At 32.1% G+C, this 18,770-nt stretch carries 14 protein-coding genes; 8 read left to right on the plus strand and 6 right to left on the minus strand.

Annotation, left to right across the window (positions count from 1 at the left end):
- Window positions 1–109: 109 nt before the first annotated feature.
- From secA to BMZ09_RS08000, 6 genes are all read right to left on the minus strand, one after another.
- Entirely contained in the window at window positions 110–3,466 is a 3,357-nt protein-coding gene (secA, locus tag BMZ09_RS07975) for a preprotein translocase subunit SecA (RefSeq protein WP_090839261.1), read from the minus strand.
- Between the two features lie 240 nt (window positions 3,467–3,706).
- Complete coding sequence (locus BMZ09_RS07980) at window positions 3,707–3,928, minus strand: DUF2795 domain-containing protein (RefSeq protein ID WP_006989959.1); 222 nt, start codon at window positions 3,926–3,928, stop codon at window positions 3,707–3,709.
- Window positions 3,929–4,090: 162 nt separating this feature from the next.
- Window positions 4,091–4,663: a cob(I)yrinic acid a,c-diamide adenosyltransferase gene (locus tag BMZ09_RS07985; protein ID WP_090839263.1), complete on the minus strand. Its 573-nt coding sequence runs from the start codon at window positions 4,661–4,663 to the stop codon at window positions 4,091–4,093.
- A gap of 71 nt (window positions 4,664–4,734) precedes the next feature.
- Complete coding sequence (locus BMZ09_RS07990; protein WP_090839265.1) at window positions 4,735–5,673, minus strand: hypothetical protein; 939 nt, start codon at window positions 5,671–5,673, stop codon at window positions 4,735–4,737.
- A 77-nt stretch (window positions 5,674–5,750) separates the two neighbouring features.
- Entirely contained in the window at window positions 5,751–6,530 is a 780-nt protein-coding gene (locus BMZ09_RS07995) for an O-methyltransferase (protein ID WP_090839267.1), read from the minus strand.
- Window positions 6,531–6,641: 111 nt separating this feature from the next.
- Window positions 6,642–8,510: an ABC-F family ATP-binding cassette domain-containing protein gene (locus BMZ09_RS08000; RefSeq protein ID WP_090839269.1), complete on the minus strand. Its 1,869-nt coding sequence runs from the start codon at window positions 8,508–8,510 to the stop codon at window positions 6,642–6,644.
- A 206-nt stretch (window positions 8,511–8,716) separates the two neighbouring features.
- Between BMZ09_RS08000 and BMZ09_RS08005 the strand changes: the two genes are divergently transcribed.
- The 8 genes from BMZ09_RS08005 to BMZ09_RS08040 all read left to right on the plus strand — a co-directional run bounded on the left by BMZ09_RS08005 (window position 8,717) and on the right by BMZ09_RS08040 (window position 18,769).
- The gene (locus BMZ09_RS08005) at window positions 8,717–9,514 is read left to right on the plus strand and encodes a polysaccharide biosynthesis/export family protein (protein WP_090839271.1); all 798 of its coding nucleotides are present in this window, start codon (window positions 8,717–8,719) and stop codon (window positions 9,512–9,514) included.
- A gap of 2 nt (window positions 9,515–9,516) precedes the next feature.
- Entirely contained in the window at window positions 9,517–11,967 is a 2,451-nt protein-coding gene (locus BMZ09_RS08010; RefSeq protein WP_090839273.1) for an exopolysaccharide transport family protein, read from the plus strand.
- 316 nt (window positions 11,968–12,283) lie between these two features.
- Window positions 12,284–13,162 (plus strand): ABC transporter permease, encoded by an 879-nt coding sequence (locus tag BMZ09_RS08015; RefSeq protein ID WP_090839275.1) that lies wholly within the window; start codon window positions 12,284–12,286, stop codon window positions 13,160–13,162.
- Between the two features lie 18 nt (window positions 13,163–13,180).
- Window positions 13,181–14,296 (plus strand): non-hydrolyzing UDP-N-acetylglucosamine 2-epimerase, encoded by a 1,116-nt coding sequence (gene wecB / locus BMZ09_RS08020; RefSeq protein ID WP_090839277.1) that lies wholly within the window; start codon window positions 13,181–13,183, stop codon window positions 14,294–14,296.
- Entirely contained in the window at window positions 14,290–15,543 is a 1,254-nt protein-coding gene (locus BMZ09_RS08025) for an ABC transporter ATP-binding protein (protein WP_090839279.1), read from the plus strand. Before wecB ends, BMZ09_RS08025 begins: the two co-directional genes overlap by 7 nt.
- Window positions 15,544–15,555: 12 nt before the next feature.
- On the plus strand, window positions 15,556–16,629 hold the full coding sequence (locus BMZ09_RS08030) for a glycosyltransferase family 2 protein (RefSeq protein ID WP_177183518.1): 1,074 nt from the start codon (window positions 15,556–15,558) through the stop codon (window positions 16,627–16,629).
- Window positions 16,626–17,567 carry a beta-1,6-N-acetylglucosaminyltransferase gene (locus BMZ09_RS08035; RefSeq protein WP_090839281.1) on the plus strand — a complete coding sequence of 314 codons (942 nt, stop codon included), beginning with the start codon at window positions 16,626–16,628 and terminating at the stop codon, window positions 17,565–17,567. Before BMZ09_RS08030 ends, BMZ09_RS08035 begins: the two co-directional genes overlap by 4 nt.
- Before the next feature lie 29 nt (window positions 17,568–17,596).
- On the plus strand, window positions 17,597–18,769 hold the full coding sequence (locus tag BMZ09_RS08040) for a glycosyltransferase (protein ID WP_090839283.1): 1,173 nt from the start codon (window positions 17,597–17,599) through the stop codon (window positions 18,767–18,769).
- The last annotated feature ends 1 nt before the right edge of the window (window position 18,770 follow it).

Consider the following 18,770-nt stretch of genomic DNA (forward strand, 5'->3'; position numbering starts at 1 on the left):
TTTAATCTCCTAATAGAAATAAGTAGGAGAGGGCATTCAAAAAAAAATCCCGATACTAAATTAGTATCGGGATTTTGTATTTAAAGTAGTACTAATGTTAGTAATTAACTTAATCGTTAACTATTACCCATTCCCCTTTAGTAATTAAAGGTTCTGCTTGTTTGTACTTAACTGTTTTGTTTTCTCCAGTAATAATGTGTTTGATTGTTACTTTGTCATTACGACCAATTTTAGGCTGGTCTCTAACAATTGTTTCTACCACTTGCTGCTGAGGTTGCGTATTAGAGGCAGCTCTGTTTTGTGCAGAACGTTCGTCTAAGTTTTGGATTTCTTCTTTTTGTGTTTGTAAGTTTTCCTTTTTACGTACTTCTTTAGCTTCGCTTATGGCATTGGTTGTTTCAGTTGGTAATTCTCCTTTAAATAAGAAAGAAATTACTTCTTTGTTAACCTGATCAATCATTTCCTTAAATAATTCGAAAGCTTCAAATTTGTAAATTAATAAAGGATCTTTTTGCTCGTGTACAGCTAACTGCACAGATTGTTTAAGCTCGTCCATTTTACGTAAATGTGTTTTCCAAGCATCATCAATAATCGCTAAAGAGATATTTTTTTCAAAATCTGTAACTAATTGTTTTCCTTTTGTTTCGTAAGCTTTTTCTAAGTCTGTTACAACTTGTATGTTTTTTACACCATCTGTAAAAGGAACAACGATACGTTTGTATCTGTCACGTTGGTTTTCGTAAACATTTTCAATAATAGGAAATGCAATGTCAGCATTTCTTCCCATTTTCTCTTTGTAGTGTTTAAAACCAGCTTTGTAAATGTTTTGTGCAATATCTAAAGGAGACATTTTATTAAATTCTGCTTCTGTAATTGGAGAAGACATTGAGAAATATCTAATCAATTCAAATTCAAAATTCTTAAAGTCACTAGCAGCTTTATTAGACTCTGCAATACCTTCAGAGGTATCATAAATCATATTTGCTAAATCTACACGTAGACGCTCTCCAAATAAGGCGTTATAACGACGCTTGTATACAACTTCACGTTGCGAGTTCATCACATCATCGTATTCTAATAAACGCTTACGTACTCCAAATTGATTTTCTTCAACTTTTTTCTGTGCACGCTCAATAGATTTAGAAATCATAGAATGCTGAATCACTTCACCTTCTTCTAATCCCATACGGTCCATCATCTTAGCAATACGCTCTGATCCAAATAAACGCATCAAGTTATCTTCAAGAGACACGTAAAATTGTGAGCTTCCTGGATCTCCTTGACGACCAGCACGACCACGTAGCTGACGGTCTACACGACGAGAATCGTGACGTTCTGTACCAATAATTGCTAAACCACCTGCTGCTTTAACTGCTTCAGATAATTTAATATCCGTACCACGACCAGCCATGTTTGTAGCAATAGTTACCTGACCTGGTTTACCAGCTTGATCAACTATTTCTGCTTCTTTTTTATGTTGCTTGGCGTTTAATACGTTGTGTGGTACTTTACGTTGTGCTAAAATCTTACCTAGTAATTCAGAGATATCTACAGACGTTGTACCAATTAATACTGGACGTCCTTGTTGTGATAGTTTTGTAACCTCGTCTACAACTGCATTATATTTTTCACGTTTAGTTTTGTAAACTAAATCCTGTCTGTCATCTCTAGCAATTGGTCTGTTAGTCGGAATTTCGACAACATCTAATTTATAGATCTCCCAGAATTCTCCAGCTTCCGTTACCGCTGTACCTGTCATACCTGACAGTTTTTTGTACATTCTGAAGTAATTTTGAAGCGTTACCGTTGCAAAAGTTTGCGTTGCATCTTCAATCTTTACATTTTCTTTGGCTTCAATAGCTTGGTGTAATCCATCGCTATAACGACGCCCATCCATAATACGACCTGTTTGCTCGTCAACAATCATTACTTTATTTTCCATGACCACATATTGTGTGTCTTTTTCAAATAAAGCATAGGCTTTAAGCAATTGGTTAAGTGTATGAATACGTTCTGATTTGATTCCAAAATCACGGAATAAATCTTCTTTAGCTTCAGCTTCGTCTTCAGTAGATAAACCTTTAGCCTCAATTTTTGCAATTTCAATACCAATTTCTGGCATCACAAAAAAGTCAGGGTTGTCTTTTCCAGAAATGTAATCGACACCTTTATCCGTTAATTCAATTTGATTGTTTTTCTCTTCAATTACATAGTACAAATCAGCATCAACCTTAGGCATCTCGCGATTGTTGTCTTGTATGTAATAGTTTTCTGTTTTTTGAAGAAGTTGTTTTACACCGTCTTCACTTAAAAACTTAATTAATGCTTTGTTTTTAGGAATACCTCTGTAAACTTGTAATAATTTAAATCCACCTTCTTTAGTATCGCCTTCTCCAATTAATTTTTTTGCTTCAACTAAAACCTGAGTTAGATATTTACGTTGTGTATTAACAATATCATCTACTTTAGGTTTAAGCTCTGTAAACTCATGCTCATCACCTTTTGGTATTGGACCAGAAATAATTAATGGTGTACGTGCATCATCAATTAATACAGAATCCACCTCATCTACAATAGCGTAGTGGTGTGGGCGTTGTACTAAATCTCCAGTAGCATGTGCCATGTTATCACGTAGGTAGTCAAAACCAAACTCGTTATTGGTACCATAAGTAATGTCTGAGTTATATGCTTTACGACGGGCGTCACTATTTGGTTGGTGGTAATCAATACAGTCAATACTTAAACCATGAAAGTTAAATATTGGAGCCATCCAAGCACTATCACGTTTTGCTAAGTAGTCGTTTACCGTTACTAAATGCACACCTTTACCAGCTAAAGCATTTAAATAAACAGGAAGTGTTGCCACTAACGTTTTACCTTCTCCCGTATGCATCTCTGCAATTTTACCTTGGTGCATAGCAACCCCACCAATAAGTTGCACATCATAGTGTACCATGTCCCAAGTAATGGCTTTACCGGCAGCATCCCAAGAGTTAGCCCAATGTGCTTTGTCACCTTCTAAGGTTACAAAATCTTTTTCTCCAGAAATAGTTCTGTCAAACTCATTAGCAGTTACTGTTATGTTTGTGTTGTCCTTAAAACGTCTAGCTGTTTCTTTAACTACTGCAAACGCTTCAGGTAATATTTTGTTTAAAGTCTCTTCTGTAGCGGTGTAAGATTCATCTTTAATTTTATCAATAGCTTGATAGATGTCTTCACGCTTGTCAATATCCTCAGTTGCATTAGCTTCTGCTTGAAGTGTTTCAATTTTAGAATTAAACGGTTGGCGTGCTTCCGCAATAATAGCTTTAAACTCGTCTGTTTTAGCTCTTAATTGATCGTGAGATAAGGCTATCATAGCCTTTTCAAAGGTTTTAATTTTATTTACTATAGGTGTAATGGCTTTGACGTCTTGTTTAGACTTGTCGCCGACAAATACTTTTAGTACGGAATTTAAAAAACTCATAGTTATATTCTGTTTTATGTCTTAAATCAGTGCGTGGTTAGCGCTGAGCATGACATTTTTAGTTTATTTATTGTTAACGACTGTCACAGCGAGCGCAGTCGACTTGGTTTTATTTTAAGTCTGAGTTAAATAGACTGTCAATAAAAGTGGTTAAATATACGTTTTTAGCCGCGTTTGGCTAAATTTTAAAGCACAAAAAAAGTCTCTAATTGAGACTTTTTTGATACTATTTGTGTGTTATTAATACTCGTCCTCATTCCAGAGGTAATCTTCGTCAGTTGGATAATCTGGCCAAATTTCTTCTATAGAGTCGTACGAATCACCTTCGTCTTCTATTGATTGTAAATTTTCTACAACTTCTAAAGGTGCGCCTGTTCTTATAGCGTAATCAATAAGCTCATCTTTAGTTGCTGGCCAAGGTGCATCACTTAAATAAGATGCTAGTTCTAATGTCCAATACATTTCTTAATAGGATTTAATTTTTGCAAAAGTAAATTTTTTGTTTAAATAGTCAAGAAAAAAGTGAATTATTTTTTCATTAAATAAAAGAACGTCTTTAAAACCAAACTAATTGATACTAAAGTATTTTGCAGTGTTACTAATCACAGTTCTTTATAAAATTGATTACGTTTTTTCCGGAATCCACTTTACTTCGTCTGCTTGTAAGTCATGAGACAACTTTCGTGCCAAGACAAAAAGATAGTCAGAAAGACGGTTTAAGTATTTTAAAGTATTAGCCTCAAAGGGTTCTAAATCGTTAAGCGCTGATGCTAAGCGTTCTGCACGTCTGCACACCGTTCTGGTTATGTGACAGAATGACACAGTTTGATGACCGCCAGGTAACACAAAGTGTGTCATAGGTGGTAATTCAAGGTTCATAGCGTCCATTTCACGTTCTAGTAAAGCAATGTCATCATCAGATATTTTATTGATGTTTAAACGCTCTTTTCCATTTTTAAGAATCGCTTTTTCAGGGTCTGTTGCCAATACCGCACCAACCGTAAATAATTTATCTTGAATAATTATTAAGATGTCTTTATAGATTTGATTGATGTCTTGATCTCTCATCAAACCGATGTACGAGTTTAGTTCGTCTACCGTTCCGTAGCTATCAATTCTAATATGGTGTTTTGGTACACGTGTGCCTCCAAATAAAGCTGTCGTACCTTTATCTCCTGTTTTAGTGTATATTTTCATGTGACGCAAGTTAAAAGTTAAAAAGATTAAAACTTAAAAATTTAACTAGAATTTAAAGTTAGTCAATACTATTATTCGGTTATTATTTTGTCTTCTATTATTGTTTCTTCGGAATCTAAGGTGGGTGTAATAATGTCCTTAACGTTTACTAGTTTGTTTTTTAATTCGTTGTTTATGTAAATGTTTTCAACAAGCAACGTATCATCAAACTCTAATTCACCGTCTTTATTAAACTTCCCTTTCATGTTGTTTACCGTTAGATAATTTTCATTATTACTTGAAGAAAACAACGTAAATACACTATGGTCTTGGTCTGCTTTTGTTACTAAAGCAAGGGTGTCAAAAGCTGTAGGGTCGCCACTTTCAATAGCTTTAATTAATTCGCCTCTATTTTCTACAACATTAAAAGGTGGTAGGTTTTTAGATTCAAACCATTTGTTAGATAATTCGCAAAATGGTACTCTGGATCCGTTAGTTAAAAGTAGTGTTACCCCAATAATTAATAGTGCTTCTATGATCCAAATGATAGTTAAAATGGTTCCGCTAACGGTTGTTGATTTTATGCCCCAAGTACCGTATTCGTTTATATTAGCTATTAATTCAAATAAAGTTGCTGGGTTGGTGGCTAAAATGTATAATTGATTGACATCAACATTACTTGCAGTGATACCTATTCTAGAAGTTCCATAACTTTCTCCCATGTTAATAACTAGGTCCGCCCAAACGACCCAAGAAGAATAGAGCGCGATAATACTTGCTAAAAGCGCAAAAATAACAGCCAATGCTTTGTTTCTTACTTTTCCTAGTTTAATAACAAACTTTGATATTAGCCAAGCAATAGCAAAACCGACAGCTCCTGCAATTAAAAAATTAAGATAGATTATTGGAATGTACCAAATAGCGTAAGAATAGGCTAAACCTAAAAGTGGCATTGCTATTACTGAGATTAGAATAAAATAAAGAATTGCTTTTGGGTCAAATTTCCCTGAAGGAGAATAGTACTTATCCATGTAGTGGTTGGTTTAGATTAATATAGGATAAATATAGCTATATTTTTTAAACGTTGTTTTGTGGTAAAAACAATGCTTTATAATCTAATTGTAAAATGCTCCTTAGCTTGTTCTTGCCTGAAAAATACAAAGCCAAATTTGTAGGTGTCAATGGTTACAGTAACTTGAGGATGGTTTTTTATAATTTCCCAAGCATCGGTCATTCCTTTTGACCAATAAATGTCATCAAAAATCAACACAGAATCGTTGTGCATTTTAGGCAATAGCATTTCAAAATACTGCAATGTTGCTTGCTTGGTATGGTTACCATCGCAATAGACAAAGTCTAATGTTTTAGTTTTTAAATCCCTGATAACCTCTGCAAAATCGCCTGTTTTTAAAGTAATATGTTTTAAGTCGAACGTTTTAAATTGGGTTTTGGCTACAGCCGAAACATTAAGACAGCCTTCCACAGTAGTAATCTTTGCTTTTGGATTGCCAAGTGCCAGTGCTTGCGTTGCAATACCTAGAGAAGTACCAAGTTCTAGAATGGTATGACACTTAAAGTAATGCGCGATACGATACAGTAATTTGGCGTCTTTATAACTAGACCCAGCGACTTTAGCCATTTTAGAAATGACTCTTTTGTTGTTTTTAAAGACTTGGCTACCTGATCCTAAATCGGTAACGTCAATAGTAGAGGTGTTTTGTAGTAATTGTGTTCTGTAATTTTTTATGGTTTTGTAAGCGGAGTGCTTTTTTTTGTCGTAAAAACACTTGGTTACTAAATCATAAACAAAAGGGGAGTGCACACCATGTTGATTGGTGGAGCGTTTTAAAAAATTAAAGTAGGATTGTATTTGGTAAGTCTTACTCATTCTGATGTTAGTTCAAACTCCTCTTTCTTATAATTTCCTTATTTGGGAAATTAAAATTCATTCTCCTCTTTAACTAAAGAGGAGAGTTGTTTTGTATCGTATATGGATAATTTATCCTTCCATTTTCTCGGTTAATTCTAACCAACGCATTTCTTTTTCTTCGATGCTATCAATAATACCTTGAATTTTATTTGAGAATTCTGTAATTTGATCTTGACTTAAATCTGGATCTAGAAATTTTTGTTCCATTTCCTTTTTGTCAAATTCTAACGATTTTATTTTGCTTTCTAGGTTTTTGTATTCCTTTTGTTCGTTGTAAGATAAAGTAGCTTTGTTATTGTCTTTTTTCCAGTTTTTCTTTTCTTTTTTATCGTCTAAATTTCCGGCTATTTCTGGCGCTTTACTGTCTTCGTAAGTACGGTAATCCGAATAGTTTCCTGGAAAATCTTCGACTTTACCTTCTCCTTTAAATACTAATAAATGGTCTACAATCTTGTCCATAAAATAACGGTCATGCGATACCACTATCAAACATCCCGGGAAATCTAATAGAAAAGATTCTAGTACGTTTAAGGTTACAATATCCAGATCGTTTGTAGGCTCATCAAGAATTAAAAAGTTAGGGTTTTGTATTAAAATTGTACATAAGTACAGACGTTTACGTTCTCCACCACTCAGTTTTTCAACAAAATCATATTGCTTTTTTCTGTCAAATAAAAAGCGTTCTAATAATTGTTGTGCACTAATTTGACGTCCTTTTTTTAATGGGATATAATCCCCAAAATCTCTAACAACATCAATAACCTTTTGATCAGGTTTAGGTGTAATTCCAGCTTGTGTGTAATACCCAAACTTAACGGTTTCTCCAGTTAGTATTTTACCACTATCTGGCTGTGTTGTTTTGGTTAGCATGTTTAGAAAAGTAGACTTTCCTGTTCCGTTTTTACCAATGATTCCGACACGTTCTCCACGCTGAAAATTATAATCAAACTTGTCTAAAATAATTTTGTCTTTAAACGATTTAGATAGTTTAACTAACTCGACAATTTTGCTTCCTAAACGTTCCATGTTAAGCTCAAGCTCAATTACATGGTCATTTCTTCGTTGGGAGGCTTTATGTTTTATTTCGGTAAAATCGTCTATTCTAGATTTAGATTTAGTGGTACGTGCTTTAGGTTGACGACGCATCCAAACCAATTCTTTCTTAAATAATTGTTTTGCTTTTCCAGTCTCTACTTGTTCTCTAGCAATACGCTCTTCCTTTTTTTCAAGATAATAAGAGTAGTTTCCTTTGTAGTTATATAATTGACCGTGGTCTAATTCTATAATTTCGTTACACACACGTTCTAAGAAAAAACGATCGTGGGTAACCATAAATAAAGTAATGTTTTCTTTAGCAAAAAAGGCTTCTAGCCATTCGATCATTTCTAAATCTAAATGGTTGGTAGGCTCATCTAAAATTAATAGATCCGGCTTATTAATTAACGCATTGGCTAAACTTAGACGTTTTTTTTGTCCACCAGATAGCACGCTAATTTTTTGCGTTAAATCGTCTAATTTTAATTTAGACAATATTTGCTTGTATTGTGTTTCAAAATCCCAAGCATTATGTCTATCCATTTGCTCAAACGCTTTTTGGTAGGCATCTTCATCTTCAGGATTTAATAACGCTTTTTCGTAATTTTTTATAATATCTAACACAGGGTTGTCTGCGTTAAAAATAGATTCCTCAATAGTTAACGTGTCGTCTAACTTAGGATCTTGAGGTAAAAAAGCCACCTTGATATCTTTTCGGTAAATAATCTTACCAGTATCTGGTACATCAAAACCAGCTAGCATATTAAGTATCGATGTTTTTCCGGTTCCATTTTTTGCGACAAATGCAATCTTTTGGTCTTTATGGACGCTAAAAGATAGGCCTTCAAATAATGTTAATTCGCCATAAGATTTAGCGATATTTTCTACAGTTAGATAATTCAATGGGTGTTTTTTTTACAAAGATGGTTATTATAAGTGAAATGTAGAAAGTGAAAAGTAAAAAGTTGTTATTTAGAGGTCTAAAAATGAAAGCTATTAGCTTAAAACAGCTATTTTGATTGACATCTTGGTTTAAATACCAAATGCACGGTAAAAGTTTTGTTTTTCACGACGAAAGGTTATATTTGTGACTAAACAAACGCCTCAATATGAAGCAAATTATAGTGTGTATTGTCGTAGTACTTGGTCTTTTAAGTACCTCTTGTATTACTCAAAAAGATGTTGTTTATCTTCAGGATAAAGGCACCGTTATAAACGACTCTCTTCAAATTCAAGCTTTAGCAACGCCGTATCGTGTGCAGGTTAATGATTTATTAAGCGTAAACGTTAAAGCCGAAAAAAAGGAAATTAACGAGCTTGTTCAAATTTTTAATCCAACCACTACTGCTGTTGGAGACACAGATCAGTCTTTATACTATAATGGGTTTACTGTAGATTTACATGGTAATATAGAGTTTCCTATTTTAGGAGAAATTAATGTGTTAGGATTTACTACGGACGAAGTAGAGGTAAAAGTAAAAGACGTTATTCTTCAAAAATATTTAAAAGAGACTGCTAAGATTTTTGTCACTGTAAAATTATCAGGATTAAAGTACACTACTTTGGGAGAGATTACAAATAAAGGAACAAAAGTATTGTATCAAGACCGTGTTAATATTTTAGAGGCTATTGCTAACGCAGGAGATATATTGGATACAGGAGACCGTAAAGATGTATTAATTGTTAGACAATATCCTAATGGTCAAAAAATACATCATATTGATTTGACAGATATTTCAGCAATGCAATCTGAGTTTTATTATATCCAGCCTAACGATTTAATTATGGTTAAACCATTAAAACGTAAATCTATAGGTGCCGGGCAAACTGCGACACAAACACTAACCACTATTGCTAGTATTTTTTCAGTACTGGTTAGTACTTACTTTTTAGCACGTAATCTATAATTATGGAAGAACAATTAGAAGGTAACGGTGTTCAGGTTTTTGATTTTAAAGCATTTGTTTTTAGAACCATAAGTTATTGGAAGTGGTTTGTTTTGGCTTTAATTGTCGGGTTTTATGTTGTCTATCAACAAAATATAAGACGCGAGTTTCCATATACATTAGATGCTTCTTTGACCGTTCAAGATGATAAAAATCCATTATTTACCTCTAATACTAGTTTAGTATTTAATTATGGTGGTATTTCAGGAAAAGTGCAAGAGGTATTGCTTAATTTAAAATCCAGAAAACACCACGAAAAAGTAGTTGATAGTCTAGACCTGTATTTATCTTATCTTAAACAAGGGCGCTTTTATAAAACGGACATTTACGGAAGTAACCCATTTAAATTTGTTGGATTGGACAGTGCGTATCAAGTCATTGGACAGCCTATTAAAATTGTGTTTATAGATCAGACGTCTTTTGAGTTGTCTTACGATTTTGGAGAAGCACAAAGCGTAACCGCACAAAATTTTCAAGACAAAACATTTAAGACTATACCATTAGGCGATCCAACCTTTTCTAAAACCTATGCATTTGACCAATATATAGATTTGCCTTTCTTTAAAGGGAGTGTGGTTAAAAAAGAAAATGCGTCAGTTAGTAAAGGGCAAGAATTTTTTATACAGTATACTAATTTTAATGCGACTGTATCTTCGTTTGTAAATAACTATGCAGTTACAAATCAGCAAGGTTCTCCGTTATTAGTTACACGATTAACTAATAAAAATAAAGCAAAAATTGTAGACTATATAAATACCTCTGTGTTTATATTGGAACGTGATCAGTTACAACGTAAAAATCAATATGCCATAAATACGGTAGCATTTATTGACAAGCAATTAGCACGTGTTAAAGGACAACTTAATAGAAAAGCAGATTCGTTAAACGATTTTAAGCGTAGTAATAAGATTTTTAATCTTGAAAACGAAAGTGAACTACTATCTGGTAAAATTGAAGAGTATAATGCACAGAAAGAAATTTTAAGTCAAAAACTAATGTCTTATGATTTGCTTAAAAATTATGTAACCACAAGTCAAGATTTTACTAGCTTTCCTGCGCCAGCATTACAAGGTATTGATGATCCTAACATACAATCTAGTATCTCAAAAATTGTTAGTTTATCCATTCAAAAATCTACATTAGAATCTTCGGTACGTGATAACGTGTCTGTGTTTGGAGATTTAAATAATCAAATTGCGTCACTTAAAAGTGTGATGTTAGAAAACATAGCTTCGGTAAAAACCAATATTGGGTACCAATTACAATCTATTAATTCTAGGATTTATAGCACGGAGAGTAAGTTTTCAACATTACCAGAAAATCAACAAAAGTTAGAATCTATAGAGCGCGAATACCTGTTAAGTCAAAGCACCTATAATTTGTATTTAGCAAAACGTGGGGAGGCAGATTTAATTAAGGCCTCTAATATTTCGGATATTATTTTAATAGAGCCAGCTAAAGATATTGGTCAAGGTCGTAATGCGGTTAACCTTAATATTAGGTACATATTTGCAGTATTGGCAGCGTTACTACCTATTTTATTTATCGCGTTTATTATTACTTTTTTTGATAATAAAATACACACGCCTAAAGATTTAGAGAAGCTTGCCAGAATACCAGTATTGGGTGTTGTTGGTAAAAATGATTCTGTTAATAATTTAGCAGTATTCAACAAGCCTAAATCAGCAGTAGCAGAAGCCTTTAGAGCTGTACGTTCTAGTCTGCAGTTTATTTATAAAAAGCATGAGTTAGAAGGCACTAAAACGGTTATGGTAACCTCTTCAGTCAGTGGAGAAGGTAAAACCTTTTGTTCTATTAATATTGCATCTGTTTTCGCTTTAAGCGGAAAGAAAACCGTGTTGGTAGGATTAGATTTACGTAAACCTAAAATATTTGGCGACTTTGATATTGACAACCAGATTGGAGCAGTTAACTATTTGATAGGTCAAAAACCATTGGATGACATTATTCAAAAAACAAAAGTAGACCATTTAGATGTGATTACGTCGGGTCCGATTCCTCCAAATCCTTCAGAGTTATTAATTGGCGAACAAATGGATCGTTTTATGGCAGAGCTAAAAGCTAAGTACGATTATATTGTGTTGGATACACCACCTGTAGGGTTAGTGGCTGATGCTTTAGAGTTGATTGAGTATGCAGATGCCTCGTTATATGTGGTAAGACAAGACTATACAAAAAAGGAAATGTTATCCTTAATTAATAGTAAGCATAATAAAGGCGAAGTTAAAAACATCAGTTTCCTATATAATTTTTACGATCAAAAAGGAAAGTATGGGTATGGTTACGGATATGGCTACGGTTATGGCTATGGCGCTTATGGTAATGGATATCATGAAGATAATGAAAAGCCAAAGTCGCTGTTTGCACGTGTTAAAGGTGTTTTTATAAAGTAAAACGGTGGTAACAGTGTTTATCAAATCACCTGCTAGCAGTTATCTTTTTTTTAGTTTACACAGAAATTAAGCATAATAGCTAATAGTTTGGCTTAAATGATTTAAAATGAAATATTTGCATGGTGTTTTTTTAATGCAATGGTGTTTATGAAGCTTTAGGTTATGCAAAACACAGTAATTTTAATAATTTACCTCAAGATGGAGCTAAGCTGAGAGTGTCTTAAAATTATTTTTATCCACAAAACGCTTCTTTTATGCGACAAAATACCAAAAAAATCGTTTATTTGTATTTTAACAGAAATTAACACTAGATTATTTGGACACCAAAGTAGACCCTCAAGACTGGTTGTATACCATTTCTCCTAAAAGGAAACTGATAGATCTTAATTTTAAAGAAATTTGGCGCTATCGCGACTTGTTATTTCTATTTGTAAAGCGTGATATTATTACGGTTTACAAGCAAACCATATTAGGCCCTTTATGGTTTTTTATCCAACCCTTATTTACCTCTGTAATATTTACGCTAATCTTTAATAATTTAGCAGCAATTCCTACAGGTAATGGCGTGCCTCCATTTTTGTTTAATCTAGCAGGGATTACTTCTTGGAACTATTTTAGTACTTGTTTAACCGGTACAAGTAATACGTTTAAAGCTAATCAAGGCATTTTTGGTAAAGTATATTTCCCTAGAGTTATTACGCCTTTATCAGTTGTGTTTTCAAACCTATTAAAATTCGGAATTCAATTACTGGTATTTGTACTATTTTACATCTACTATGTCTTTTTTACGGATCAAGTGGTATTAGCCAGACCACAATTAGCAATGGTATTATTACCTTGCTTAGTCCTTTTTATGGGGTTATTTGGATTGGGATTTGGAATGTTGCTATCATCATTAACTACAAAATATCGCGATTTAACGTTTTTAGTAAGCTTTGGAGTGCAATTATTAATGTACGGATCAGCAGTAATGTATCCATTGTCTTATTTTAAAGCGCGTGTTCCAGAATATGCTTGGCTTGTAGAGTATAATCCAATGACCACAATTATAGAATTATTTAGGTATATGACTTTAGGAGTTGGACAATTTTCTTGGGCTAATTTTATATATGCAGGTGTTATCAGTGTGGTAATTTTCTTGATAGGCCTGATTATTTTTAATAAAACAGAAAAGACTTTTATAGATACGGTTTAGACTAACCATTTTAAAAATATGAACGAAAATAAAAATGTTTTAATTTGTATAGGAACCAGACCTGAAGCTATAAAAATGGCTCCAGTATATTTTCAGTTTTTGAAGTCAGATTATAATACTAAGCTTTGTGTAACTGCGCAACATAGAGGTCTTTTAGATCAGGTATTAGATTTTTTTAAAATGAAACCAGATTTTGATTTAGATTTAATGACGCCTAATCAAACGCTAAATAAATTAAGTTCAAGAATTCTAGAAGGTATTGATAAAATATTTACAGAAAACAAAATAGATCTTGTTTTAGTACATGGCGACACGACAACCTCTAGTGTTATTGCTTTAGCAGCATTTAATCGAAAAATTAAAGTTGCACATGTAGAAGCAGGATTAAGAACTTATAATAAGCAATCTCCATTTCCAGAAGAAATGAATAGACAACTAACAGGTAGGTTGGCAGATTTTCATTTTGCTCCAGGAGAAACTGCAAGCTTGAATCTTAAAAAGGAGGGAGTAGCATCAAATAATATTTTAGTTACTGGAAATACTGTTATAGATGCCTTGAAAACCACAAGTGCTATTTTAGATCAAGGTTTTAAAAATACTGTTATTCAAGATTTAAAAGAAAAAGTAAATTTTAATAAAAAAATAATCCTTGTTACAGGACATAGAAGAGAAAATTTTGGTGAAGGTTTTGAGTCTATTTGTAATGCTTTAGTCAGAATAGCAAAAGAAAATGATGTGGAACTTATTTTTCCTGTGCATCTCAATCCTAACGTTCAAGAAGTGGTTTATAAACGGCTTTCTAATTTACCAAATGTGCATTTAATAGCACCTTTAGATTATCCAACGTTTATTTGGATTATGAAGAAATCTCACCTTATTATTTCAGATTCTGGAGGCGTGCAAGAAGAAGCGCCAACTTTTGGAGTACCAGTTTTAGTGACTAGAACCGTTACAGAACGTCAAGAAGGTGTTACAGCAGGTTGTTCTTTTTTAGTAGGCACCAATGAGGTTTTAATAGTTGAGAAAACAAAAGAGCTTTTGTCTAAGTCTAAAGTTAATAAAAGCATAAATCCATATGGAGAAGGTGATGCTTCAAGAAAGATTGTTGATTTTTTTAAGAATAGAACATGGTAGATAGTCAAGATATAATTTTAAAGGCCCAAAACATCTCTAAGCAATACCGTTTAGGGCTAGTTGGAACAGGTACTATAAGTCATGATTTAAACCGTTGGTGGAATCGTATTAGAGGTAAAGAAGATCCGTATTTAAAAGTAGGCGAAAGTAATGACCGTAGCACTAAAGGTTCTAGTGAATATGTATGGGCGCTTAAGGACATTAATTTTGAAGTTAAACGTGGCGAAGTTTTAGGTATTATAGGTAAAAATGGAGCAGGAAAGTCAACGCTTTTAAAAATACTATCTAAAGTTACTGGACCAACCACAGGAGAAATTAAAACAAGAGGACGTATAGCGTCGTTACTTGAAGTTGGTACAGGGTTTCATGGCGAAATGACTGGACGAGAAAATATTTTCCTTAATGGGGCTATTTTAGGAATGACCAAAAAGGAAATTACGGCTAAAATAGATGAGATTATCGATTTTTCCGGGTGTCAGCGTTATATAGATACACCTGTAAAACGTTATAGTTCCGGTATGACCGTGCGTTTAGCATTTGCAGTAGCAGCCTTTTTAGAACCAGAAATTTTGGTGATTGATGAGGTCTTGGCGGTTGGAGATGCAGAGTTTCAGAAAAAAGCTATTGGTAAAATGCAGGATATCTCAAGAGGAGAAGGTCGGACGGTTTTGTTTGTTAGTCATAATATGGCTGCGGTAAAGAGTTTGTGTACACGGGGGATTGTTTTAGAGCATGGAAAGATTAAGTTTTCTGGAAACATTGATGATTGTCTGTCTGTATATTCAGGTAATAATTCAGATTCACGAATGTCCAATTATAAAGGAAAGGGTATTATTAAAAAAGCATGGATACCTAAAAAAAATATTTCGTTTTTAGACACTCTTGAAATAAAAGTAGCATTCGAAACTAATATAGAAGTTAAAAAATTAATACTAGGTATTGTTATCAAAGACGATTCTGGGAGAGAGTTATTATCTGTAAATAATAAGCATTATAATCAACCAAACCTTAATAGTGAGCTAGTTAAGAAAGGTGAGGTGTTAATTGCCATAAATCGATTAAGATTAATCCCAGGAAAGTATAGTATAGACTTGTTTTTTGGAGATACACTTGTAGATTTAGAAATTTTATTAGATGCTATAACTTTTCAAGTTTCTGACAATAATAATAGTTTTTTCCTAAGTAAAATAAATCTAAAAAATAATCCTGTTTTTCATGAAAATATTGAGTGGGGTTTACAAGAATAATAAGAAAAAAAATTGATAACTAACACTCCTTTAATTACCGTACTACTTCCAGTATATAATGTTGAGAAATACATAGAGGAAGCTATTCAGTCTGTTTTGGATCAAACATTTGAAGATTTTGAAATATTAGTTATTGATGATTGTTCAACGGATAATACTTTAGAAATAATAGAGACTATTACTGATGATAGAATTAAAATAATTAAAAAAGAAGCTAATAAAGGCTTGATTGATAGTTTAAACCTTGGGTTTAGCCTTGCAAAAGGAAAATATATTGCAAGGATGGATGGAGATGACGTAAACGAATTAACAAGATTTGAAAAGCAGTTTAACGTTTTAGAATCGAATCCAGACGTTATTGCTTGTGGTAGTTGGATAAAGTTTTTTGGGAGTAATGAAAAATTAATAAAACACAGAGAAACTCATAGCGAGATTGTAGCACAAATGCTAGTTAAATGCCCAATGAGTTTAGGGTGCTGCATGTTAAGGACTAGCGCTGTAAAAAATATAGGTTTTGAGGACGATAAATTACATGTTGAAGATTATGATTTTTGGACAAGAATAGCATGGGACGGTAGACTTTATAACATTCAAGAAGTATTGTATCATTATAGAGGTCACGATAATCAAGTATCTAATAAATATAAAGAACTTCAAGTTCGAGGAGATTTTATTATACAATTAACTTTGTTTAAAAAGTTAAACTATTGCACTAATAAGTTTAAAGATGATTTATTATCTAAGTTTTTGTTAAAGTCTGACACTATTGAGTTGGAAGAGTTTGTTTTGTTTTTAAACTGGATAAAGCAATTGAGAGTTTTAAATACTAAAAGTAAAGTTTTTAATACTATAGAATTAGATAGTATTATGAACTCAATTAAGAAAAGAGTTGTTTATCAAATATTTTTCACCAATGATTTTGCAGGAGTAACCAAAAAGTGGCGAAAAAAAGCAATTTTTAAACTATCAAAAGATGATATTATCTATGTTTTAAAACTGAAGAGCAAAGAAAGACTAAAAATTATTTCCAAACTAGTTAAATTAAATGCACCTTTAATTTACTTCTATTTATTTGAAGGATTATGAATAAAATTTACATAATAACTGTTCATAAAAACCCAAAGCAATTAAAGAGGTTAATTGAGAAATTGGATGATGATAAATCTCAGTTTTATATACATGTAGATTTAAAAGTTAATATAAATTTGTTTTTAGATGAAATTCAAAATTCAAGTGTATGTTTTATAGAAGAGAGAGTAAATTGTATTTGGGGAGATTTTTCACAAGTGCTAGCGACTATAAATTTATTAAAAAGTGCAACTTTAAAAAATGATTGTAACTCAAGAATATTTTTTTTAAGTGGTCAAGATTATCCTATTAAATCATTGAAGGATATTGATGCATATTTACAAAATAATAAGGGTTTTGAGTTTATTAGTTTTGATCAAGTTTTATTTGATAAAAGTAATAAGTTATATATAAATAGAGTGTTAAATTATGCATTAAAAAGAGCAGATGCACCTAAAGGGTTTGTTTATTTAGAACCTATTTTGGCTTCTGGAATTAAAAATTTTAAACTATTTATAAGATATAGTTTAAAGGGGAGTATAAAGTTTAATGATTGGTCTCTTTTTTTTAGATTTAAAAGGGGATCCATATTTAAAAAGCATTTTAAAGGGTCTAATTGGTGGAGTTTAAATTATGAGACAGCATTAAAAATATTAAAGTATGTAGATTTAAATAAAGTTGCATTATATCGATACTATCAATATACATCTAGTTCTGATGAGCAATTTTTTCATACCATACTAAAAGAACTAATGTTATTGGATACTTCTATTAAAGTGAAGCCTGCTTTACATTTTATTGATTGGGAAAGGGAAGGTGTAGAGTTACCAGTTACCTTCTTAAAAGAAGATTATCATTTATTATTACAACAACCTGCAAATATTTTATTTGCAAGGAAATTTGATAATAAAGTAGATGAGGAAATTTTAAATTTAATTGATGAGTCTATTCTGTAAAACGGTAAAACAGATAGTAAATTGAAATTATGGAATTTAATAAAAAGAAAGTATTGTTAGTATTACAAGTTGGTACTTTAGGTGGTGCGGAGCGACAAGCTTTAGGTCTTGGCAGGTATTTAACTAAGTATAGAAATTGTAATGTTGATATCTTGTTTACATCATCTAACAAAATCACAAAAGATTTTCAGGATTTTTATAAAGAAACAGGTATCAATCAAATACATTATTTTGGAGAACCTTATATTATTTTAAGGAGAGAATTTTCAATTAAGAACTTAAAACGGTTAAAATGGTCAGTTCAATACTTATTAAGGTTACGTAAAGGACTTAAACAGGAAAAATATGATGTTGTTATACCTTTTTTAAATTTTCCTTCAAAAATTGCTTATTACTTATATAAAATCCTACCAACCGTAAAGTATACTTTTTGGCATCAATTAGGTTTAGATTTTTTGAAAAAAGATATATTCGAAAGTGTAGCAGTTAATAATATGCCTTGTATTATTGGTAATGCTGAAAATTGTTTTGATATCTTTAAAAAGGACTATAAGGTACAACCTAGTAAGTTTAATTTATTGCCTCAATATATTACACTTAATAGAGAGGATTCAGATATGTCTAAGTTTAAAACAACTTACGGTATAAATAAAGATAAAATAGTGTTTGGAATGATAGCCCATTTTAGAAGTTTTAAATATCACGATTTAGCCCTTAAAATTTTTTACGAACTTTCTAAAAATTATGATACTGCCCATTTAATACTACAAGGTAATAGAGAGAATGATCATATTTCTAATGATATTTATCTTAGTTTAAAACAAGAGATTTTTGATTTAGGAATATCCGATAAGGTAACTTTATTAAGTAATGTTAAAGTTGTTGATGTTCTAAATGTTTTAGATGTGGGTATGTTGTTATCCTTAATTGAAGGGACTCCAAATGTAGTAATGGAATATATGTTATATGGTTTACCTGTAATCAGTTCAAATCATCCGGGGTGTATTGGTCTGTTGGGAGACTCTAAATTTCTAGTTAAAAATAATGATGAGAATGGAATATTAAAAGCAATGGAGTTATTGTTGAATGGTAAGGATTTAAGAGAAATAGAAGGAAATAACAACTTGAAGAGGATAAAGGATTATGATATTGATAGTTATGTTATTAAATTAGAACAAATATTAACTAATTATTTTGATTAAT

The sequence above is a fragment of the Olleya namhaensis genome (assembly GCF_900114005.1).
Taxonomy (GTDB): Bacteria; Bacteroidota; Bacteroidia; order Flavobacteriales; family Flavobacteriaceae; genus Olleya; species Olleya namhaensis.

Bases quoted from the DNA above. Each gene is read 5' to 3' on its own strand.
- BMZ09_RS08005 (WP_090839271.1), top strand. From the start codon at position 8,717: ATGAAGCAAATTATAGTGTGTATTGTCGTAGTACTTGGTCTTTTAAGT.
- wecB (WP_090839277.1), top strand. From the start codon at position 13,181: ATGAACGAAAATAAAAATGTTTTAATTTGTATAGGAACCAGACCTGAA.
- BMZ09_RS08010 (WP_090839273.1), top strand. From the start codon at position 9,517: ATGGAAGAACAATTAGAAGGTAACGGTGTTCAGGTTTTTGATTTTAAA.
- secA (WP_090839261.1), bottom strand. From the start codon at position 3,466: ATGAGTTTTTTAAATTCCGTACTAAAAGTATTTGTCGGCGACAAGTCT.
- BMZ09_RS07990 (WP_090839265.1), bottom strand. From the start codon at position 5,673: ATGGATAAGTACTATTCTCCTTCAGGGAAATTTGACCCAAAAGCAATT.
- BMZ09_RS08040 (WP_090839283.1), top strand. From the start codon at position 17,597: ATGGAATTTAATAAAAAGAAAGTATTGTTAGTATTACAAGTTGGTACT.
- BMZ09_RS07995 (WP_090839267.1), bottom strand. From the start codon at position 6,530: ATGAGTAAGACTTACCAAATACAATCCTACTTTAATTTTTTAAAACGC.
- BMZ09_RS07980 (WP_006989959.1), bottom strand. From the start codon at position 3,928: ATGTATTGGACATTAGAACTAGCATCTTATTTAAGTGATGCACCTTGG.
- BMZ09_RS07985 (WP_090839263.1), bottom strand. From the start codon at position 4,663: ATGAAAATATACACTAAAACAGGAGATAAAGGTACGACAGCTTTATTT.
- BMZ09_RS08035 (WP_090839281.1), top strand. From the start codon at position 16,626: ATGAATAAAATTTACATAATAACTGTTCATAAAAACCCAAAGCAATTA.
- BMZ09_RS08025 (WP_090839279.1), top strand. From the start codon at position 14,290: ATGGTAGATAGTCAAGATATAATTTTAAAGGCCCAAAACATCTCTAAG.